General features: G+C 63.2%; 15 protein-coding genes. 9 read left to right on the top strand and 6 right to left on the bottom strand.

Going from position 1 to position 21,113, the window contains the following annotated elements; genetic code table 11:
• Positions 1–15 precede the first annotated feature (15 nt).
• The 3 genes from hemH to AC1D1N_RS22320 all read left to right on the top strand — a co-directional run bounded on the left by hemH (position 16) and on the right by AC1D1N_RS22320 (position 2,688).
• The gene (gene hemH, locus AC1D1N_RS22330) at positions 16–1,080 is read left to right on the top strand and encodes a ferrochelatase (RefSeq protein ID WP_477351079.1); all 1,065 of its coding nucleotides are present in this window, start codon (positions 16–18) and stop codon (positions 1,078–1,080) included.
• 158 nt (positions 1,081–1,238) lie between these two features.
• Positions 1,239–2,186 (top strand): SPFH domain-containing protein, encoded by a 948-nt coding sequence (locus AC1D1N_RS22325; RefSeq protein ID WP_352556112.1) that lies wholly within the window; start codon positions 1,239–1,241, stop codon positions 2,184–2,186.
• 37 nt (positions 2,187–2,223) lie between these two features.
• Positions 2,224–2,688: an NfeD family protein gene (locus AC1D1N_RS22320; protein ID WP_112559279.1), complete on the top strand. Its 465-nt coding sequence runs from the start codon at positions 2,224–2,226 to the stop codon at positions 2,686–2,688.
• Positions 2,689–2,774: 86 nt separating this feature from the next.
• Here the strand turns inward: AC1D1N_RS22320 and AC1D1N_RS22315 are convergent, their stop codons facing one another.
• Entirely contained in the window at positions 2,775–3,770 is a 996-nt protein-coding gene (locus AC1D1N_RS22315) for a KpsF/GutQ family sugar-phosphate isomerase (RefSeq protein ID WP_477351077.1), read from the bottom strand.
• A 150-nt stretch (positions 3,771–3,920) separates the two neighbouring features.
• Here AC1D1N_RS22315 and AC1D1N_RS22310 point away from each other — a divergent pair, with 150 nt between their 5' ends.
• A complete protein-coding gene (locus tag AC1D1N_RS22310) occupies positions 3,921–5,699 on the top strand; it encodes an outer membrane beta-barrel protein (RefSeq protein ID WP_477351075.1) in 1,779 nt (592 codons plus the stop codon).
• Here the strand turns inward: AC1D1N_RS22310 and galU are convergent, their stop codons facing one another.
• Complete coding sequence (galU, locus tag AC1D1N_RS22305; RefSeq protein WP_477351073.1) at positions 5,700–6,605, bottom strand: UTP--glucose-1-phosphate uridylyltransferase GalU; 906 nt, start codon at positions 6,603–6,605, stop codon at positions 5,700–5,702. It lies immediately after the preceding gene.
• Between the two features lie 207 nt (positions 6,606–6,812).
• Here galU and AC1D1N_RS22300 point away from each other — a divergent pair, with 207 nt between their 5' ends.
• Positions 6,813–8,036: a lytic murein transglycosylase gene (locus tag AC1D1N_RS22300; RefSeq protein WP_477351071.1), complete on the top strand. Its 1,224-nt coding sequence runs from the start codon at positions 6,813–6,815 to the stop codon at positions 8,034–8,036.
• 103 nt (positions 8,037–8,139) lie between these two features.
• Positions 8,140–9,345 (top strand): SGNH/GDSL hydrolase family protein, encoded by a 1,206-nt coding sequence (locus tag AC1D1N_RS22295; protein ID WP_477351069.1) that lies wholly within the window; start codon positions 8,140–8,142, stop codon positions 9,343–9,345.
• Here AC1D1N_RS22295 and AC1D1N_RS22290 read toward each other — a convergent pair.
• Positions 9,342–10,796, bottom strand: a complete 1,455-nt coding sequence (locus AC1D1N_RS22290; protein ID WP_112559274.1) for a glutamate synthase subunit beta — start codon at positions 10,794–10,796, stop codon at positions 9,342–9,344. The two genes, AC1D1N_RS22295 and AC1D1N_RS22290, sit on opposite strands and share 4 nt — an antisense overlap.
• A 144-nt stretch (positions 10,797–10,940) precedes the next feature.
• Complete coding sequence (gltB, locus tag AC1D1N_RS22285; RefSeq protein WP_477351066.1) at positions 10,941–15,689, bottom strand: glutamate synthase large subunit; 4,749 nt, start codon at positions 15,687–15,689, stop codon at positions 10,941–10,943.
• Positions 15,690–16,186: 497 nt separating this feature from the next.
• On the opposite strand from gltB, the gene AC1D1N_RS22280 reads away from it, so the two are divergent.
• Both AC1D1N_RS22280 and AC1D1N_RS22275 read left to right on the top strand, forming a co-directional pair.
• The gene (locus AC1D1N_RS22280; protein ID WP_477351064.1) at positions 16,187–17,236 is read left to right on the top strand and encodes a threonine aldolase family protein; all 1,050 of its coding nucleotides are present in this window, start codon (positions 16,187–16,189) and stop codon (positions 17,234–17,236) included.
• 9 nt (positions 17,237–17,245) lie between these two features.
• A complete protein-coding gene (locus AC1D1N_RS22275) occupies positions 17,246–18,142 on the top strand; it encodes an MBL fold metallo-hydrolase (protein ID WP_477351062.1) in 897 nt (298 codons plus the stop codon).
• Here AC1D1N_RS22275 and AC1D1N_RS22270 read toward each other — a convergent pair.
• Both AC1D1N_RS22270 and AC1D1N_RS22265 read right to left on the bottom strand, forming a co-directional pair.
• The gene (locus AC1D1N_RS22270) at positions 18,139–18,891 is read right to left on the bottom strand and encodes a sulfite exporter TauE/SafE family protein (protein ID WP_477351060.1); all 753 of its coding nucleotides are present in this window, start codon (positions 18,889–18,891) and stop codon (positions 18,139–18,141) included. The two genes, AC1D1N_RS22275 and AC1D1N_RS22270, sit on opposite strands and share 4 nt — an antisense overlap.
• Before the next feature lie 175 nt (positions 18,892–19,066).
• Positions 19,067–19,534, bottom strand: a complete 468-nt coding sequence (locus tag AC1D1N_RS22265) for an Hsp20 family protein (protein WP_477351058.1) — start codon at positions 19,532–19,534, stop codon at positions 19,067–19,069.
• 463 nt (positions 19,535–19,997) lie between these two features.
• Between AC1D1N_RS22265 and AC1D1N_RS22260 the strand changes: the two genes are divergently transcribed.
• A complete protein-coding gene (locus AC1D1N_RS22260; RefSeq protein ID WP_112559268.1) occupies positions 19,998–20,957 on the top strand; it encodes an alpha/beta hydrolase in 960 nt (319 codons plus the stop codon).
• Positions 20,958–21,113: the final 156 nt, after the last annotated feature.

Below are 21,113 nucleotides of genomic sequence, written 5' to 3'. Positions count from 1 at the left end.
GTCGGGAGACCTTCCATGACGCTTTCCACGCCTGTCGACCCCAAAGCCGCGAAAGCGCTCGGCCCAGTGCCGGCGGGACATCCGCCGGTCAAGGCCGGCAAGATCGGCGTCATGCTGGTCAATCTCGGCACGCCCGACGGCACCGATTTCAAGCCGATGTGGCGCTACCTCCGTGAATTCCTGTCCGATCCGCGCGTCATCGAGCTCAACAAGGCGATCTGGTACCCGATCCTCTATGGCCTGGTGCTGACCACGCGACCGAAGAAGTCCGGCGCCAACTATGCCAGGATCTGGAACCGCGAGAAGAACGAGTCACCGCTGCGCACCTACACCCGCGCCCAGAGCGAAAAACTGACCGAAGCACTGCGCGATCTCCCCAATGTCGCCGTCGACTGGGCGATGCGCTACGGCAATCCTTCGACCGCGAGCGTTGCCGAAAAGCTGGTCTCGCAGGGCTGCGACCGCATCCTTTCCTTTCCGCTCTATCCGCAATATTCGGCGACCACCACAGCGACCGCCAACGACCAGCTGTTTCGCGCGCTGATGAAGATGCGGGCGGCGCCCGCCATCCGCAGCGTGCCGCCCTACTATGCCGAGCCGGTTTATATCGAGGCACTTGCCCGCTCGATCGAACGGCATCTGGCGATGCTCGACTTCGAACCGGAGGTGGTCATCACCTCCTATCACGGCATCCCGAAGCCTTATTTCGAGAAGGGCGATCCCTATCACTGCCACTGCCAGAAGACGACGCGTCTGCTGCGCGAACGACTGGGGTGGGATGAAAAGAAACTGATCATCACCTTCCAGTCGCGCTTCGGCGCACAGGAGTGGCTGCAACCCTATACCGACAAGACGGTCGAGAAACTGGCGAAGGACGGCGTGAAGTCGATCGCCATCGTCAATCCCGGCTTTTCCGTCGATTGCATCGAGACGCTGGACGAGATCGGCCGCGAGGCGGCCGAGACCTTCCACCATGCCGGCGGCGAAAAATTCGCTCACATCCCATGCCTCAACGACAGCGCAGAAGGCATGGCGGTGATCGAGGCGATGGTGCGGCGCGAACTGTCGGGCTGGGCCTGAGCCCGCTACGTTGTAGCGATCGATCGCCACTGTTGCGGTATTCTACGCACTAACAATCAGCGATCACCTGATTGTAACATTATTGAAACACACCTAAGTGTTTGGTGAAGTCGGTTGCATGGAATCAACGCCATGGCCGGCATCTGAGGGAGATTTAAATGGACTTCAGTGGTTTCGGTATTGCGATTGGTGCGCTTGCCTTTCTGGTGTTGGTGCTTCTTATCAAAGGCATCCGGACAATCCCGCAAGGCTACAATTATACGGTGGAGCGCTTTGGTCGTTACACCAAAACACTAAGCCCCGGCCTCAACCTCATCGTGCCGTTCGTCGACCGTATCGGCGCCAAGATGAACATGATGGAGCAGGTGCTCGACGTTCCGAGCCAGGAAATCATCACCCGCGACAACGCCATTGTGGGTGTCGACGGCATCGCCTTCTACCAGATCCTCAATGCCGCGCAGGCCGCCTACCAGGTCGCCGGCCTGGAGAACGCCATCCTCAACCTGACGATGACCAACATCCGTACCGTTATGGGCTCGATGGACCTCGACGAACTCTTGTCCAACCGCGACGCCATCAACGAGCGGCTGCTGCGCGTCGTAGACGAAGCGGCGCACCCGTGGGGCATCAAGATCACCCGCGTCGAGATCAAGGACATCAATCCGCCGGCCAACCTCATCGAATCGATGGGCCGGCAGATGACGGCCGAACGTAACAAGCGTGCGCAGATCCTTGCCGCCGAAGGTCTCAAGCAGTCGCAGATCCTCGAGGCCGAAGGCCGCAAGGAAGCCGCCTTCCGCGACGCCGAGGCGCGCGAACGCTCGGCCGAGGCCGAAGCCCGCGCTACCCAGGTTGTTTCGGAAGCCATCTCCAAGGGTGACGTGCAGGCGCTCAACTACTTCGTGGCGCTGAAATACACCGAAGCGATGGGCAAGATCGGCACCGCCAACAACAGCAAGGTCGTGCTGATGCCGATGGAAGCCTCGGCGCTGATCGGCACGCTCGGCGGCATTAGCGAGATCGCCAAGGAGGTGTTCCGCAGCGAAGGCACTGCCGGCGCCGCACGGACTGCCCGCCCTCCGGTGGTTCGCCCGAGCGAGAACTGAGATCAGACGAGAACTGAGGTCATAGGAGCTCACTCCGATGTTCGACCGCATCATTTCCGAACTTGGCCCGTGGAACTGGATGGTTCTGGGCTTCGTCCTCCTGGTGATGGAGGTCATAGCGCCTGGCATCTTCATGCTGTGGATCGGCATCGCCGCGCTGTTGATCGGCGTGGTTTCCCTGCTGATCTGGGACGCAAGTTTCTGGACCTGGGAAGTCCAGGTCCTCGCCTTCCTGGCGCTGTCGCTGGTCTCGGCCTTCGCCGGCAAGAAGCTGGTTGGCGGGCGTCATGACGCGACCGACCAGCCGCTGCTCAACCGCCGCGGCGCACAGATGGTCGGCAAGATGGCTACCCTTGCCGAACCGATCAAGGATGGTCGCGGTCGCATAAAACTCGGCGACACGCTGTGGCGCGTCTCCGGTCCTGACCTGCCGGCTGGTACACAGGTGCGGGTCGTCAGCTCGGCCGACACCGATCTGGAACTGACGGTCGAGGCTGTCTGAACACCCAAAAGCGCCCTGCGCATTTTTGGCAAAAAAATCGAAGCGCGTCGCGTAGGTCACCCCAATGCGACGCGCTTTGAGCTTCCTCAGGCCGCGCCGATGCGCAGCAAATCGTGGAAGTGAATCACCCCCACGGGCATCCTGTTTTCGGTCACCACCAGCGCACCGATATTGTATTCGTTGAGAAGCGCGATCGCCGTGCCGGCCAGAGTCTGAGGGTCGACCGTCTTCGGTGTGCGGGTCATGATGTCGTCCACGGCGATATCGGCCAGGTTGCGATGCAAATTGCGCGCGACATCGCCGTCGGTGATGATCCCGACCAGTTCGCCCTTCGCGTCGACGACGCAGACACAGCCGACTTTCTTGTTCGACAGCGTCATGACCGCTTCAGGCATCTTGGTGCCAAGCACGGCTAGCGGAATCTGGTCGCCGACCCGCATGATCTCGGAGACGAGAGTCAGATTGGCGCCGAGCTGGCCACCGGGATGGAAGGTGCGGAAATGGTCGGGCGTGAAACCGCGCGCTTCGAGCAACGCGATGGCCAGCGCATCGCCGACGACCAGTTGCAGCAGCGTCGATGTCGTCGGCGCCAGGCCGTGAGGGCAGGCTTCCGGTACCGATGGCAGAAGCAGCACCACGTCGGCCGCGCGCGCCAGCGCCGAAGTCGCGCCGGAGGTGATGGCAATCAGCGGGATCGAAAAGCGCCTGGAATAGGCGACGATGCCCATCAATTCCTTGCTCTCGCCGGACCACGACATGGCGATGATGGCATCATCCCTGGCGATCATGCCGAGATCGCCATGATTGGCCTCCGCCGGATGGACGAAGAAGGCGGGCGTGCCGGTCGAGGCGAGCGTGGCGGCGATCTTGGAGCCGATATGGCCGCTTTTGCCGACGCCGGTGACGATGACGCGGCCGTCGATGCGCGAGATAATGTCGACGGCGTGGGCGAAGGGTTCGGCCAGTCCGTTTTCCAGCGCGGCAGCCAATGCCGCCACGCCGGCCTGTTCCGTGGCTACCGTTCTCAGCGCCGAGGCGATCGAAGCCTCCAAAGGCTTCTTTTCTGGGGATCTCGCATGCATGGCTGATGCGATTAGCGCGTTGCCGTTCGCCTGTCCAACAGAATTGCCGTCCGGCCAGGTCTGACAGGCACCCCTTCAACCCTCCGTTAACCATCCCCGTTTACGGTTCGGTAAGTATGGCGCGCTTGCGCCGCGCAAGCAGTGGTGACGATGTCGCGGGCCAAACCTGAAAAGAAAAAAGGTCGAACGGGCGGAGCCTTTTGCGCTCTGTTTGTGGCGACGAGCGTGCTCGCATTGCTGCGGCCAACTGCGCTTTATGCCCAGGAAACCGAGTTGCGCGGCGAAGTCTCGGAATCGGCGATCCTGTCCGATCAGCAGCGCCGGGTCAGGCAATTGCGCAAGGCCAACACGCAGGTCAAGCCGGCGCCTGCCGACACCGCCCCCACGGAGAACACGCCAACCGCCTATGTGCCGGCCAGCGATGGCGCCTTGCCGGACGACACCGACCCGTCACAAGCCGGCGCAAACAGCATTTTCGACCCGCCGCAAGCCACCGACGATTCGTTCGCCGACCAGCCGCCAACCGTCCAGCCACGCCGGCCGTCGACGGCAAAACAGCGCGCCGTCGCTGCGGACAAGACCAAAGACAAAACCAAGGCTGCCGACAAGAAGAAGCCTGGCCAGGCCACGGACTCGACCACGACCGGAACAACGCAGACCGACACGACAGACGACACCGAGCAGGATACGGCCAACCGCCGTGCCCTCACCGTCGATAGTGTCGACCGGCAGAAGCTCGACCCTGGCGCCGAGCGTACCGATGCCATCGAAGGCCAGAAGAAGAAGCCCGAGGACGACCCCTACGCGGCAACCGGCATCAAGGTCGGCTCCTTCCTGCTGCGGCCGACGCTGGAGCAAGGCGTTACCATCACGTCGAACGCCGATTCCAGCAGCGGCGGCAACTCGGCGGTGCTGTCCGAAACGGCGCTGCGTTTCTCTGCCGCCTCCGACTGGCGCGAGAATTCGGCTGTCATCGACGGCTACGGCAACTTCCGCAACACCATTTCGGGCCAGAAGATCAACGAGGGGCGCGGTCGTATCGAAGGCACGCTCAATGTCGACCTCGACAATGAACTGCGCGCCATCGCCAAACTCGGCTACGAGATTGCGCCGGAATCGGCGTCCTCGCCCGACGCCATTGCCGGCGTCACATCGCAGCCGATCCGTCAGACCGTCGACGGCAGCCTCGCCGTCAAGAAGGATGTCGGCAAGCTCCGCTTCGCGCTGACCGGCGCGGTCTCCCACGATATCTATGGCGACGCGAAGCTGACGGACGGCACCGTGTTGTCGCAGAAGGATCGCGATTCCACCCTCTACACCGCGACCTTGCGCACCGGTTACGAGATCTCGCCCGCCATCACGCCTTTCGCCGAAGTCGAAGTCGGCCGACGCGCCTATGATCTGCGCGTCGATTCAAGCGGCTTTGAACGGTCGTCGACGCGGCTTGGCGCGCGCGCCGGTGTCGAAGTGGACATGGGCGAGAAACTGGCCGGCGAATTCTCGGCCGGCTGGCTCCGGGAAGCGATCGACGACAACCGGCTGGAGGCGAATTCGGGGGCGTCGGTGAATGCCGACCTTAAATGGTCGCCCGAACGCGGCACCATCATCGGCCTGACCGCGCAGACCATGATCGAAGGCACGACGACCGCGAATGAGAGCGGCGACCTCCTCTATTCAGGCCGCCTCACCGGCGAACGGCAGATCCGCGCCGACCTGACCGGCAACGCCGCCCTTGGCCTTGACTGGCGCGACTACACCGGCTCCGACGGGCATGACCTGACGCTGAGCGCCGAGGCCGGGCTGACATGGTGGCTGAACCGCTATGTCGGCCTCACCAGCCGCGCCCGCACCGAAAAGCTGACCAGCAATCTGCCCGGGCGCAGCTACACCGCCAACAGCGTCTATTTGGGGCTGAAATTGCAGCGTTAGCTAGAAGGCGGCGCCGCGGCGCTCGGACGGCTTCATCTCGTCGAGCAGCGTGCGGATGACGCCGGCCATGTTTTCGTTCATGTCGCTGCGCCACAGCGCGAAGGCGACATTGGCCTCGACGAACCCTTCCGGTGACCCGCAGTCGAAGGTGCGGCCCTGATAGTGGTAGCCAAAGAAAGGCTGCTGCTTTTCCAGCTTCAGCATCGCGTCGGTAAGCTGAATCTCGTTGCCGGCGCCCTTTTCCTGGCTTTCGAGGATCGTGAAGATCTCGGGCTGCAGGATGTAGCGGCCGTTGATGTAGAGATTGGACGGCGCGGTGCCGGCCTTCGGCTTTTCGACCATCTCGGTGATGCGGAAGCCGTGATGCGTGTCCTCGCCGCGCCCGACAATGCCATATTTGTGGGTTTCGGCCGGATCGCATTCCTGCACGGCGATGATGTTGTTGCCGGTCTCCTCATAGAGTTCGACCATGGCCTTCATGCAGCTCTTTTCCGACTGCATGATCATGTCGGGCAGCAAGAGCGCGAACGGCTCATCGCCGACCAGTTCGCGCGCGCACCAGACGGCGTGGCCGAGGCCCATCGGCACCTGCTGGCGGGTGAACGAGGTCTGCCCTGGTGCCGGCTGCAGCCGCTGCAGGCGGGCCAGCTGCTCGTCCTTGCCGCGCTGGGCGAGTGTGTCGTAGAGCTCGAACTGGATATCGAAATGGTCCTCGATGACCGCCTTGTTGCGGCCGGTGACGAAGATGAAATGTTCGATGCCGGCCTCGCGCGCCTCATCGACGACGTACTGGATGACCGGCCGGTCGACGACGGTCAGCATTTCCTTGGGGATGGCCTTGGTGGCCGGGAGGAACCGCGTGCCGAGACCGGCGACCGGGAAAACTGCCTTGCGAACTCGCTTCATGCGTCAATTATCCGTTTGATTGCCTGCTCCGCAATCCCGTTTCGAGACATTTTCACGCCGAAATCGAGGATTACGAGCTGCTGGTGAGAACTTCCAGTGCCTAAAGCATCGACGTGTCTTTTCGTTCCCGACGGCACCTATGGTAAACTAATTCCTAACCCGGTTCGGCGATGAATGGTTCTTCCTGAGATAAAGAAGGGGGAAAAGATGTCCGTTCGCAATGCCGCAAAACGTTTCACCAGCGTCATGACGGCAGCCAGCCTCTCGCTCGCCTTGCTGATGCCTGCCGGGCCGGCCTTTGCCGATGCCGGTTTCCGGCAATGGGTCGCCGGTTTCCGCGCCACCGCCGTGGCGGGCGGTGTTTCCGGCGCGGTCTACGACCAGGCTTTCCGCGGCATCAACGAACCCGACCCGGTGGTGCTGGAAAAGGCCCGCACGCAGCCTGAGTTCAGCGCGCCCGCCTGGGACTATTTCGACAACCGCGTCCATGACCAGTCCGTTGCCATCGGCCAGCAGATGGCCAAGAAATGGAAACCGTGGCTGGACCGGATCGAAGCGAGGTTCGGCGTCGACCGCTACATCCTGCTCGCCATCTGGTCCATGGAATCGAACTATGGCGAGATCCTCAAGCGCAACGACATCATGCGCAATGTCATCCGCTCGCTGGCGACGCTCGCCTATGGCGACCCGAAGCGGTCGAAATTCGCCCGCACCCAGCTGGTCGCGGCGCTGAAGATCCTGCAGACCGGCGACATCGACGAAAGCCATCTGATGGGCTCCTGGGCCGGCGCCATGGGCCAGACCCAGTTCATCCCGACCAGCTACCAACACTATGCCGTCGACATGGACGGCAACGGCAAGCGCGACATCTGGAATTCGATCCCAGATGCGCTGGCGACATCAGCCAATCTGTTGAAGAAGAATGGCTGGCAGGGCGGCAAGACCTGGGGCTACGAGGTCACCATTCCGGCTGGCAAACTGCCCGCCGGCTCAAAGACGCTGGCGCAATGGCAGGCGCTCGGCGTCGCCAGGGCCAACGGCAAGCCGTTCAAGAACGCAACCGACAAGGCAACGCTGAAAGTGCCGGACGGCCGCGGCGGACCGGCCTTCCTGATGATCAAGAACTTCTCCGTCATCAAGGCCTACAACAACGCCGACAAGTATGCCCTTGCCGTCGGCCTTCTTGCTGACGAAATCGCCGGCTCTAGTGGTCTGGTGCAGGACTGGAAGCGGCCTTTCACCAAACTGTCCTTCGAGGAAAGGCAGGAGTTGCAGAAGCGGCTTTCGCAGCACGGGCTTTACGACGGCAAGTTCGACGGCAAGATCGGTGACGGCACGAAAACCGCCATCATGACCTATCAGGCAAAGGTCGGCTTGAACCAGGACGGGTATCCGAGCATGGAAGTGCTCAAATGGCTCAGAAAGAAATAGGGCCAGCTGCAGTGCAGCGCATTTGCGACGCGCAAGGGACGCTGTAGCATCGATCTGCGCATGATCCCTGCGAGGGTCATGCACAAAGGGATGGAGAGGGAGCTTGGTTTCGGCAGCGCGTATCCGTGTGATCGTTTTCCGCTTGCCGATCCTCGTTCTGGCCATCGTTGTCCTGGCGACGGGAGTCGCCGGCACTTTCCACACACCGGCTTTTGCGCAGGAACAACCGCAGGACCGCGGCTGGTCGCTGCGCGACCTGTTGTTCCCGCGCCGCAGCGAACGCATCGAGCCGCCGCTCGACATCCGAAAGGCAAAGCCGAAGGTCAAGAAAAAGCCCCGTGCGCCCGTTGAACCTGCCGTTCCGATTGTCGAGAAGGCGCCGGATTCCCGCGTCATCCTGGTGATCGGCGATTTCATGGCGAGCGGCCTTGCCGAGGGCCTCGACACCGCCTTTGCCGCCAACCCCGCCATCAGGATCGTCCAGCGCGCCAACGGCTCGTCAGGCTTCGTGCGCGATGACGTCTACAATTGGCCCGAACAGGTCAAATCGCTGATCGAGACCGAAAAACCTTCCGCCGTGGTTGTCATGCTGGGTTCCAACGACCGTCAGCAGATGCGCGTCAACGACGTGCGCGAACAGCCGCGTTCGGAGAACTGGACCAAGGAATACGAGCGCCGGACCGAGGCATTCGGCGAAGCGCTGGCGTCGACCAAAGTACCGTATCTGTGGGTCGGCATGCCGGCCTTCAAGGCGCCGAAGATGACCTCCGACATGCTCGCCTTCAACGACATCTACCACTCGGCCGCCGAGAAGAACGGCGGCGAATTCGTCGATGTCTGGGACGGGTTCGTCGACGAGAACGGCGCCTTCGTCACCACCGGCCCCGATATTAACGGCCAGGCCGTGCGGCTGCGCTCCGACGACGGCATCAACGTCTCGAAAGCCGGCAAGCGCAAGCTCGCCTTCTACACCGAAAAGCCGCTGGCCAAGATCCTCGGCCTGGCAGCGCCGGGCAGCGTGGTGACGGCTGCAGCACCCGCCGGCGCCCCGGTCGAAGCACCGTCGCTGCCCGCCGCCCCGATTGTAGTCGACCGCACCGTTCCGATGCTGCTCAACGATCCAGCGCTCGACGGCGGCACCGAACTTCTCGGCGCCGCGGCGGCGCCAAAGGCCAATCCGGCTCTGCCCGGTGAAAAACTCATCCTCGAAGGCAAAGCGCCCGAGGCATCACCCGGCCGCGCCGACGATTTCTCCTGGCCGCCCAAGGCCGCTGCCGCCACGGATACGACGACGGCAATCAACCGTTAGCGGGGGAGTACCGTCGTCCCCATCAGCGCTTCGTCGATCGAGCGCGCCGCCTGGCGGCCCTCCCGGATCGCCCACACCACCAGCGACTGGCCGCGGCGCACGTCGCCGGCGGCAAAAAGCTTGTCGACGCTGGTCTTGTAGTCGCGATCGTTGGCTTCGACATTCCGCGAACGCCGGCTGTCGGTGGTGATTTTCATCTCACCTTCCAGTTCCTTCGCCACGCCCACGGCAGCCGGCCCGGCAAAGCCGATGGCGATGAAGGCCAGATCGGCGCGGATGACGAATTCGGTGCCGGCGATCGGCTTGCGCTTCTCGTCGACCTCGCAGCACTTGACGCCGGTCAACTGGCCATCCTCGCCGATGAATTCGAGCGTCGCGACCTGGAATTCGCGCTCGGCACCTTCGGCCTGCGAGGACGAGGTCCGCATCTTGGTCGCCCAGTAGGGCCAGACCGCAAGCTTGTCTTCCTTCTCCGGCGGCTGCGGGCGGATGTCGAGCTGGGTGACACGCACCGCGCCCTGGCGGAAGGCAGTGCCGACGCAGTCGGACGCGGTATCGCCGCCGCCGACGACGACGACATGCTGGCCACCGGCGATGATCGGATGCGAAGGCCACGCCACCGACTGGATCGGCTCGCCGCCAACCCGGCGGTTCTGCTGCACCAGATAGGGCATGGCATCATAGACGCCGCCGAGATCGTCGCCCGGAATGTTGGCCGGGCGTGGCGATTCCGAACCGCCGCAATAGAGCACCGCGTCGTATTCGGCGAGCAGCTCTGCCACAGGCTTGTCGACGCCGACATTGACGCCGCAATGGAAAGTCACGCCCTCGCCCTGCATCTGCTCGATGCGACGGTCGATATAGTGCTTCTCGATCTTGAAGTCGGGAATGCCATAGCGCATCAGCCCGCCGGGGCGGCTCTCACGCTCATAGACACTGACCTCGTGCCCGGCGCGGCCGAGCTGCTGCGCGGCCGCCATGCCGGCCGGGCCGGAGCCGATGACGGCGACCCGCTTGCCCGTCTTCTTTTCCGGCGGATAGGGCCGGATATGGCCGGTCTCATAGGCCTTGTCGGCGATCGCCTGCTCGACCGTCTTGATGGCGACCGGAATGTCCTCGAGGTTCAGCGTGCAGGCTTCCTCGCAGGGCGCTGGGCAGATGCGGCCGGTGAATTCCGGGAAATTGTTGGTCGAATGCAGGTTGCGGATCGCATTGTCCCAGTCGCCATTATAGACGAGGTCGTTCCAGTCAGGGATCTGGTTGTGGATCGGGCAACCGGTCGGCCCGTGGCAGAACGGAATGCCGCAATCCATGCAGCGCGCGGCCTGTTTCTCGACCTCCTTGTCCGACATCGGCAGCGTGAACTCGCGGAAATGCCGGATGCGGTCGGAGGCCGGCTGGTACTTGTGTACCTGCCGGTCGATTTCGAGAAAGCCTGTTACCTTGCCCATAGTCCAGTTCCTGCTGTCCAGATGGTGCGGGGTTCGCCGCACCCGTTAACCCCTTGAGGCAGCCATGGCAACCTTGCATCCGAGGTCAAACTGTCGCTGAAAAATTCAGCCGGGAAGCCTGGGCCTCCCGGCAAGTTCAAAAGCCTATTCCGCCGCCACGCCCATGCGCATGCGTTCCATCTCGATCAAAGCGCGGCGGTATTCGACCGGCATGATCTTGCGGAATTTCGGCCGGAAGGTCGTCCAGTCGTCGAGGATCTCGCGGCCGCGCACCGAACCGGTGAAATGCACGTGGTTCGAGATCAGCTGGTAGAGCCGTTCCTCGTCATGGCTGGTCATGTCGCCGGAGACGTCGACGCGGCCCTTGTGGTCCAGGTCGCCGCCATGGTGCAGCAGCCTTTCCATCAGATCGTCTTCTTCTGGAACCGGCTCCAGCTCGACCATCGCCATGTTGCAGCGCGCGGCGAAATCGCCGGCCTCGTCCAGCACATAGGCGACGCCGCCCGACATGCCGGCAGCGAAGTTGCGGCCAGTCTGGCCGATGACGACGACGATGCCGCCGGTCATGTACTCGCAGCCGTGATCGCCGACGCCTTCGACGACGGCGGCCACACCCGAGTTGCGCACCGCGAAGCGTTCGCCGGCGACACCGGCGAAATAGGCCTCGCCCTCGGTGGCGCCATAGAGCACCGTATTGCCGACGATGATCGATTCAGCCGCGACGATCTTGGACCCTTCCGGCGGCCGGATGACGATGCGGCCACCCGACAGGCCCTTGCCGACATAGTCGTTGGCGGCGCCGACGAGATCGAACGAGATGCCGCGCGCCAGGAAGGCGCCGAAGGACTGGCCGGCGGTGCCGGTCAGCTTCACCTGGATCGTGTCTTCGCGCAGGCCCTTGTGCCTGAAGCGCTTGGCCACTTCGCCCGACAGCATGGCGCCCGTCGAGCGGTCGACATTGCGGATGTCGACCTCGATCTTGACCGGCTGCTTGGCCTCAAGCGCCGGCTTTGCCAGTTCGATCAGCTTGCGGTCGAGCACATCGTCGATCGGGTGCTTCTGCCGCTCGGTCCAGTGCACCGCTTCATGCGGCGCATCCGGCTTGAAGAACATCTTGCCGAAATCGAGCCCGCGCGCCTTCCAGTGCTGGATCATCTCGCGCTTTTCCAGCAAATCGCTGTCGCCGATGATCTGGTCGATATGGGTGTAGCCCATTTCGGCGAGCAGCCCCCTCACCTCTTCCGCAACATAGAAGAAGAAGTTGATGACATGCTCGGGCGTGCCCTTGAAGCGCTTGCGCAGCACCGGGTCCTGCGTCGCGACGCCGACCGGGCAAGTGTTGAGATGGCACTTGCGCATCATGATGCAGCCGGCCGCGATCAGCGGCGCGGTCGAGAAGCCGAACTCGTCGGCGCCGAGCAGCGCGCCGATGATGACGTCGCGCCCCGTGCGCAGGCCGCCATCGACCTGCAGCGCCACGCGCGAACGAAGGCCGTTGAGCACCAGCGTCTGGTGCGTCTCGGCAAGGCCCATTTCCCACGGGCTGCCGGCATGCTTGAGCGAGGTCAGCGGCGACGCGCCGGTGCCGCCATCATAGCCCGAAATGGTGATGTGGTCGGCGCGCGCCTTGGCGACACCGGCCGCAACCGTGCCGACACCGACTTCCGACACCAGCTTGACCGAGACGTCGGCGGCTGGATTGACGTTCTTCAGGTCGTAGATCAGCTGCGCCAGATCCTCGATCGAATAGATGTCGTGATGCGGCGGCGGCGAGATCAGGCCGACGCCGGGCGTCGAGTGCCGGACCTTGGCAATTGTTGCGTCGACCTTGTGGCCAGGCAGCTGGCCGCCCTCGCCTGGCTTGGCGCCCTGCGCGACCTTGATCTGCATGACATCGGAATTGACGAGATACTCGGCCGTCACGCCGAACCGCCCCGAAGCGACCTGCTTGATCGCCGAACGTTCGGGGTTCTTGCCGCCGCCGGGCAGCGGCAGATAACGGTCGGCTTCTTCGCCGCCCTCGCCGGTGTTCGACTTGCCGCCGATCTGGTTCATGGCGCGCGCCAGCGTGGTGTGCGCTTCGCGTGAGATCGAGCCGAACGACATCGCCCCGGTCGAGAAGCGCTTGACGATGTCGGCCGCCGACATCACGTCCTCTATCGCGACTTTCTTGCGGCCGGTCTCTTCCGCCAGCTTGATCCTGAACAGGCCGCGAATGGTCTGGGCACGGGCCGTCTCGCTGTCGATCTGCGCCGAATACTCCTTGAACGTCTCCCACGAGCCCTGACGCACGGCGTGCTGCAAGGTGGCGACGGCGTCGGGCGACCACATATGGGCTTCGCCGCGCATGCGGTACATGTACTCGCCGCCGACCTCGAGACTGTTGCGCAGCACCGGGTCGTTGCCGAAACCATCGGTGTGGCGGCTGAGCGTCTCGGCCGCAACCTCGTCCAGGCCCACGCCTTCGATCAGCGTCGCGGTGCCGGTAAAATACTGCTGCACGAAATCCGACTTAAGCCCGATGGCGTCGAAGATCTGCGCGCCGCAATAGGACTGGTAGGTCGAGATGCCCATCTTGGACATCACCTTGAGGATGCCCTTGCCGATCGACTTGATGTAGCGCGAGACGACTTCGTAGGCGTCGACCTCCGCTGGCAGTTCGCCGCGCTTGTGCATATCGAGCAGCGTGTCGAAGGCGAGGTACGGATTGATCGCCTCGGCGCCATAGCCCGCGAGGCAGCAGAAATGATGCACTTCGCGCGGCTCGCCGGATTCGACGACCAGACCGACCGCGGTGCGCAGGCCCTTGCGGATCAGGTGGTGATGCACCGCCGCCGTCGCCAGCAGTGCCGGGATGGCGATGCGGTCCGGACCGACCTGGCGGTCGGACAGGATGATGATGTTGTAGCCGCCGGCGACAGCTGCTTCCGCCCGCTCGCACAGACGTTCGACGGCGCCCTGCATGCCGGCCGCGCCCTCGCTCGACCCATAGGTGATATCGATCGTCTTGGTATCGAAACGGTCCTCGGTGTGGCCGATGGAGCGGATCTTTTCCAGATCGCCATTGGTCAGGATCGGCTGGCGCACTTCGAGCCGCTTGCGGCGCGAATTGCCGACCAGATCGAAGATGTTCGGCCGCGGCCCGATGAACGACACCAGGCTCATCACCAACTCCTCGCGGATCGGGTCGATCGGCGGGTTGGTGACCTGGGCGAAGTTCTGCTTGAAATAGGTGTAGAGCAGCTTCGACTTGTCCGACATCGCCGAGATCGGCGTGTCGGTGCCCATCGAACCCACGGCTTCCTGGCCGGTGGTCGCCATCGGCGACATCAACAGCTTGGTGTCTTCCTGGCTGTAGCCGAACGCCTGCTGGCGATCGAGCAGGCTGACATCCTTGCGCAGCGCGCGCGGCTCGACCGGCTTCAAATCTTCGAGGATCAGCTGCGTGTTGTTGAGCCAGGTCTTGTACGGGTGCCTGGTCGCGATCTCCGACTTGATCTCCTCGTCGGAAATGATGCGGCCCTTGGCGAGGTCGATCAGAAGCATGCGGCCGGGCTGCAGCCGCCACTTCTTGACGATCTTCTCCTCCGGCACCGGCAGCACGCCGGCTTCCGAGGCCATGATGACGCGGTCGTCGTCGGTGACGATGTAGCGCGCCGGGCGCAGGCCGTTGCGGTCGAGCGTGGCGCCGATCTGGCGGCCATCGGTAAAGGCGACCGCGGCCGGCCCATCCCACGGCTCCATCAGCGCTGCATGGTATTCGTAGAAAGCCTTGCGGTCGGCATCCATGAGCTTGTTGCCAGCCCAGGCTTCCGGGATCAGCATCATCATGGCGTGGCTGAGGCTGTAGCCGCCCTGGAACAGGAATTCGAGCGCATTGTCGAAGCACGCAGTGTCGGACTGGCCGTCATAGGAGATCGGCCACAGCTTCGAGATGTTGTTGCCGAACAGTTCGGAATCGACCGAGGCCTGGCGCGCCGCCATCCAGTTGTTGTTGCCGCGCACCGTGTTGATCTCACCATTATGCGCGACCATGCGGTAGGGATGCGCCAGCTTCCACGATGGGAAGGTGTTGGTCGAGAAACGCTGGTGGACGAGGATCAGCGCCGTCTCGAAACGCGGATCCGACAGATCCTTGTAGTAGGCGCCGACCTGATAGGCCAGGAACATGCCCTTGTAGACGATGGTGCGTGCCGACAGCGACACGCAGTAGGCGCCGATATCCCTGTTGTCGTTCTCGGCGTAGATACGGCCGGAAATGACCTTGCGCAGCAGGTACAGCCTGGCCTCGTATTCCTCGTCGTCGGCAATGTCGGCCGTGCGGCCGATAAAGACCTGGCGATGGAACGGTTCGGATGCCGCAATATCGGGTGCCTTCGACAGCGATGAATTGTCGACCGGCACGTCACGGAAACCGAGCAGCGGCAGCCCCTCGGACTGCGCCGATTCGGCGATGATGTCTTCGACATGAGCGCGCAGTGCAGCGTCCTGCGGCATGAACCAGTGGCCGACGCCGTATTGCCCAGCCGCCGGCAGTTCGACGCCCTGGGCCGCCATCTCCTCGCGGAAGAAACGGTCTGGAATCTGCACCAGCACGCCGGCGCCGTCGCCCATCAGCGGATCGGCGCCGACGGCGCCGCGATGCGTCAGGTTTTCGAGCACGAACAGCCCGTCCTTGACGATCTGGTGCGACTTGACGTTCTTCATGTTGACGATGAAGCCGACGCCGCAGGCGTCATGCTCGTTGCGCGGATCATAGAGACCCTGCGCGGCCATACCATTGGTGGTTCGGCCGCCCTTGGTCAGGCCAGTGGTAATGGATGGTTTTTTAACGGCTGCCGCTTTCGTCTGCGCGGCCTGGCCGGTAATCGCAGATGGCGTCAGTTCCGTCATCGTCCTGTCCTCCGTTCCGGCCCCTGGCACTTCTTGCGTTTGGGGCGCTGGTCTACCTTGGGAAGCGACTGGCTTCCGCTCTCATTCTTGCGGCACGTCTTGCGAAATCCTTGGCGAACCGAGCGATGCGCCGCCGGCTCGTATCCGGTATCGTACAGGCCACAGCCGAGCCGTCTACCCGTCGCTCGCGGCAACGGCCGGAGTGGCCCAAATGATACGCCAATCCAGCCTGACTTGTGCGACAAAATAAGACAGCACTACTGTCCTAAATTTTTATGGCAGAAATCCCGGGCACACACAAGACCGATTCACAAAAATCTTGGACGTTTGGCGACAGAAAATTACGCGACGCGCAGTCGAAACGAAAACTTCGGTCCCTGCACGCCTTCGTGATCAGCCGCTGGCTTTACCGCTTTTTCAGCCCTTGGCCCTTGCGCGTCAAACCCCGAAGCAGCCATGGTCGCGCTCCTTTTCGCAATCAGACATGGACTTTCCGAATGTTCTTTGCATCCGACAACTGGGCGGGCGTCCATCCCGATATCTCGGCCAACCTGACCCGCCATGCTGCCGGCATCGCCACCGCCTATGGCGATGGCGACCTCGACCGCGCCCTCTACAAGCGCTTCAACGAGATTTTCGAGCGCGAGGTCGCGGTCTTCTTCGTTGCCACCGGCACGGCGGCCAACGCGCTGTCCATGGCGTCGTTGAACCGGATCGGCGGCGTCGCCTTCTGCCATGCGGAAGCGCATATGAATGTCGATGAATTCGGCGCCGCGGGTTTTTACACCGGCGGCGCGCGTATGTCGCCCGTCCCGGGACCTCTGGGGCGCATCAATCCGCAGGCGCTCGACCGGGCCATCAAGCGCTATTCGCAGGATCTCGTCCCTGCCGGCCAGCCGATGGCGGTGACAATCACCCAGGCGACCGAAGTCGGCACCGTTTACACCGTCGACGACGTCAAAGCTGTCTCGGAGGTGGCTCGCCGTCACAAGCTGCCGCTGCACATGGACGGCGCGCGCTTCGCCAACGCCGTTGCGGCGACAGACATCAGCCCTGCCGAAATGACCTGGAAGAGCGGTGTCGACATCATCTCCTTCGGCGGCACCAAGAATGGCTGCTGGATGGCCGACGCGGTCGTCGTCCTCAACCCCGAGGTGGCGCGCGACCTGCGCCTGCTTCGCCAGCGCGCCGGGCAAACCTTCTCCAAGGCGCGCTTCATCTCGGCCCAGTTCGAGGCCTATTTTGCCGACGATCTGTGGCTGAGGATGGCGCGCCACGCCAATGCGATGGCCGCAAGGCTGGCCGCGGCGATCGAGGACGCGCCGGCCGGCCGGCTGGCCTGGCTGCCGCAGGCCAATGAAGTGTTCGCCATTCTCGACCGCAGCAAGGGGGAAAAAATGCAAGGCGACGGCGCCAAATTCTACGAATGGGGCGTGCCGCAAAGCTTCGACGGCCACCTCGGCGACAATGAAGCGATCTACCGCTTCGTCGCCAGCTTCGCCACGACCGCTGAAGAAGTCGACCACCTCGGCCACATGATCACCTGAGCTTTTCCGATGACCAAGCCACCTCTCGGCTCAACCATGCGGCTGGTTCGCCCGGCGCCAAACGTGCTTGGCTTCTACGATGGCCGCATCGACGGCGTTCGCGCCTGGTCGGACGAGCCGAACTGGCTGGACGACGGTGCCTATGCCCTCGGCATCTGCACCTATGCCGTTGTCGACGGGCCGCACGCTCTTGTCTACGACACCCATATTTCGCTACCGCACGCGCGCTATATCAGACAGACGCTCGAAGCCATGGGCGTCAGCTCGATCCGGGTCGTGCTCAGCCACTGGCATGACGATCATATTGCCGGCAATGAGGTGTTTCAGGATTGCGAGATCATCGCCAACACGCTCACCGCCTCGGCGCTGATGCAAAACCGGGCCGAGATCGAAGGCGGCATTCCGCCGATCAAGCCGCTCGTGCTGCCGAACAGGACCTTCGAAGGCAGCCTCGACCTCACGGTTGGATCGATCGCCGTCGAGTTGCGCCAAGTCGAAATCCACAGCCATGACGGCACGGTGCTGTTCATTCCCGAAACCGGCCTGCTCCTGGCAGGCGACACACTCGAGGATCCGATCACCTATGTCAGCGAGGCGGATCGTCTGGCGCAACATCTGGTCGATCTCGAACGCATGGCCGGCTGGCCGATGGACCGCATCCTGCCCAATCACGGTTCGCTCGAAGCGATCGAACGAGGCGGCTACGACAAAGGCCTCATCGCCGCCACGCAAGCCTACGTCCAAAAACTGCTTCGCTGCCGGCACGAGCCCGATCTGGCGAAGCAGGATTTGAAAACCTTCGGCGCCGACATGTTCGCCACCGGTGCGGTAGAGTACTTCGCGCTGTACGAACCCGTTCATCGGCAAAACGTCGAGGCCGTGCTCGCAACCGGCAAAGGCCGCTAGGCCAAGAAAGGCCGCACCAACAACTCCAGGCCAAGCAGGATCAAGAAAATCAGGAACCAGCGCCGGAAGGTCGCCGGGCTGATCCGCTGCCGCACCAACTGTCCCAGCCACATGCCGAGCAGCGCAGGCAGGACCGCCAGCGACGACATCGCGATATGCTCGACCTGGAAGGCGCCATGCGAGGCAAGGCCGGCGGCAAGCGCGATGGTCGATACGGTGAAGGAAAGACCGAGCGCCTGAATCAGGTCCTCGCGGATCAACCCCAATGCCTGGATGTAGGGCACCGCAGGGACGACGAACACGCCGGTGCCGCCGGTAACGAGGCCGGTAAGAAAACCGATAATGGGCGACGACCAGCGTTCGGCCGACATCGGGACCGTCAATTGCCGCGCCAGCAGCGTATAGACGGCATAGACGATCAGCGCGGCACCGAGGCCGGCGGTCGTCCATTTGACGTTGTCGCTGGCGAGCAGCCATGAGCCGGCCAGCGTGCCGGCAACGATGCCGATCATCATCAGCCATAGCCGCTTGAGGATCGAGGCAAAGCTCGGTCCCGCGAACAGCTGCCAGATGTTGGTGACGAAGGACGGCACGATCAGCAGCGAGGCCGCGGCGACCGGCGGCATGATGGTGCCGAGCAGGCCCATTGCCAGCGTCGGCAGGCCCATGCCGGTAACGCCCTTGACGAGGCCGGCGAGCAGGAAGGTGGCGGCAATTGTGGCCGTCAGCGCCAAGGAGAAATCAGACATCGCCCTTCATGGGAAGACGGCGCCTGTTCCAAAAGAGCCAGAACTCCCGGTTCTGGGTGACACAGATTCCGCGCAACAAAAAAGCGGCGCCTCGCGGCGCCGCTTTCGTCTCGGGAGGAGACGCTTCTATTTCTGGGCGTTACTACGTCCCTTGGGCGTGACGCCGCCGTCTTGATTACGCGGCGTTCTTGGCCTCGATCTGCTTGGCCTTCTCGGAGCTCGCGGTAATCGCGATCTTGCGCGGCTTCAGCTCCTCGGGGATGTTGCGGGTGAGATCGACGAAGAGCAGGCCGTTCTTCAGCGTGGCGCCCACGACCTCGACATGGTCGGCAAGCTGGAAGCGGCGATCGAAGGAACGCGAGGCAATGCCGCGATAGAGCAGTTCGGAGCCTTCGCCATTGCCCTCTTCCTTGCGCTCGCCCTTGACGGTCAGCACGTTGCGGTGGGCTTCGATCGAGATCTCTTCATCCGAGAAGCCGGCAACCGCCATCGAGATGCGATAGGCGTTCTCGCCGGTGCGCTCGATATTGTAGGGCGGATAGGTCTGCGCGCCATCGGGCTGGGCCAGCGAGTCGAGCATGGTGAACAGGCGGTCGAAGCCGACGGTCGAGCGATAAAGCGGGGAAAAATCAACGTGACGCATGAGGTGTTCTCCTGTTGAGCAACATGGTTTGCGTATGGCCGCTACGAAACCCTGAAAAAGGCGTTTCGGGTGGACCAGCAGCCCCGACATCGGCGGCTGCATCCATCATTTGGGGAGCGCAAAAGCGCATTTCAAGGATTTTTGAACAGCTGTGAATTGAGGCGTCGATGAACGGCAGATGAACCGCCGCTTCGGCGCCCGTTCAGCCGGCCGGGGCTAGAGTGCACCCAGGATCAAGAACCAGGCGGCGCTGGAAGAAGGCGCCGCGACGAGGCCGAACCGGGTGTAACGTCCCTTCCTCCCGGATCGACAGAGGCCGGAAGCACGCCGCCGCAGGCTGCTTCCGGCCTTGCTCGCTGTTCGTCCGCCCCCTAGGCGCCCCTCCCTTTGCTTTTCATCCATTGGCGTCTATCACCATGCCGACGCCCTGCGGGGTGAGACACCACGAAGACGCAAGCGCCGAATGACGGACCTCTTCCACCCCACGCCAGGCAATCCGCCGCCGCAAAATGTCGCCGGCGGCTTCTTCACCACGCGCGACGGAAAGAAGATCCGCTACGGCCTTTTTGCCGCGGTCACGCGGCCGCTGAAGGGCACGGTCGTCCTGCTGCCCGGCCGCAACGAGTGCATCGAAAAATATTTCGAGACCATCCGCAACCTGACTGATCGCGGCCTCGGCGTCGCCACGCTCGACTGGCGCGGCCAGGGCGGTTCGGACCGGCTGATCAGAGACCCGCAACGCGGCTATGTCCGCTCCTTCTACGATTACACCGGCGATCTCGAACAATTGTTCGAGGACATCGTGCTGCCCGACTGCCGCGGCCCGTACTACATCCTCGCCCATTCGGCCGGAGCCGTGATTGCGCTGCTCGCCGCGCCGTCGATGGTCAACCGGGTGCGCCGCATGGTGCTGATCGCACCATTCCTGACGGTGCCCGATTTTCCGCTGTCTGCAAAAACGGTGCGCCGCGTCTGCTCGCTCTTGTGCTTTCTCGGCCTTGGCCGGCTCTATGCCGCCTGGGGGCCTAGACCCAGGCAGACCCTGCCCTTTGCCGTCAACAAGGTGACATCGGACCCTGAGCGCTATCAGCGCAACACGAAAATCTACGAGGACTATCCACAATTGGCGCTCGGCGGCCCGACGATCCGCTGGCTGCGGGCCGCCATCAAGGCAAGCGAAGCCATCAGCGAGCCGGACTTCATGGCGAAGATTCAGATCCCCCTCCTCATGATCGCCGCCGGCGCCGATCAGGTCGTCTCGACCAAGGCCGTGGAAGCCTACACCAGGCGTCTGCGCGTCGGCTCGCTGCTGATGATCGATGGCGCCAAGCACGAGATCCTGCAGGAGGCCGATGTCTATCGCGAGCAGTTGCTGGCCGCCTTCGACGCCTTCATTCCCGGCAACGACGACCCCACGGCCTGATGCCGCCAGCACCGCAGGTTGTGGCGCCTAGAGCTTACGCCTGCTGACAGCTTTCTGTCAGGAGGACCGCGCGGCAGCGCCAGCAGCACGCAAAGAGCTAAAGATTCTGACAGCCGGTGCCGCCCCGGAATGCTCATCTCTCCGCGTCGAACTGAA

It is taken from the genome of Mesorhizobium sp. P2_B5 (assembly GCF_056404775.1).
This window is presented reverse-complemented; position numbering and strand designations above follow the sequence as displayed.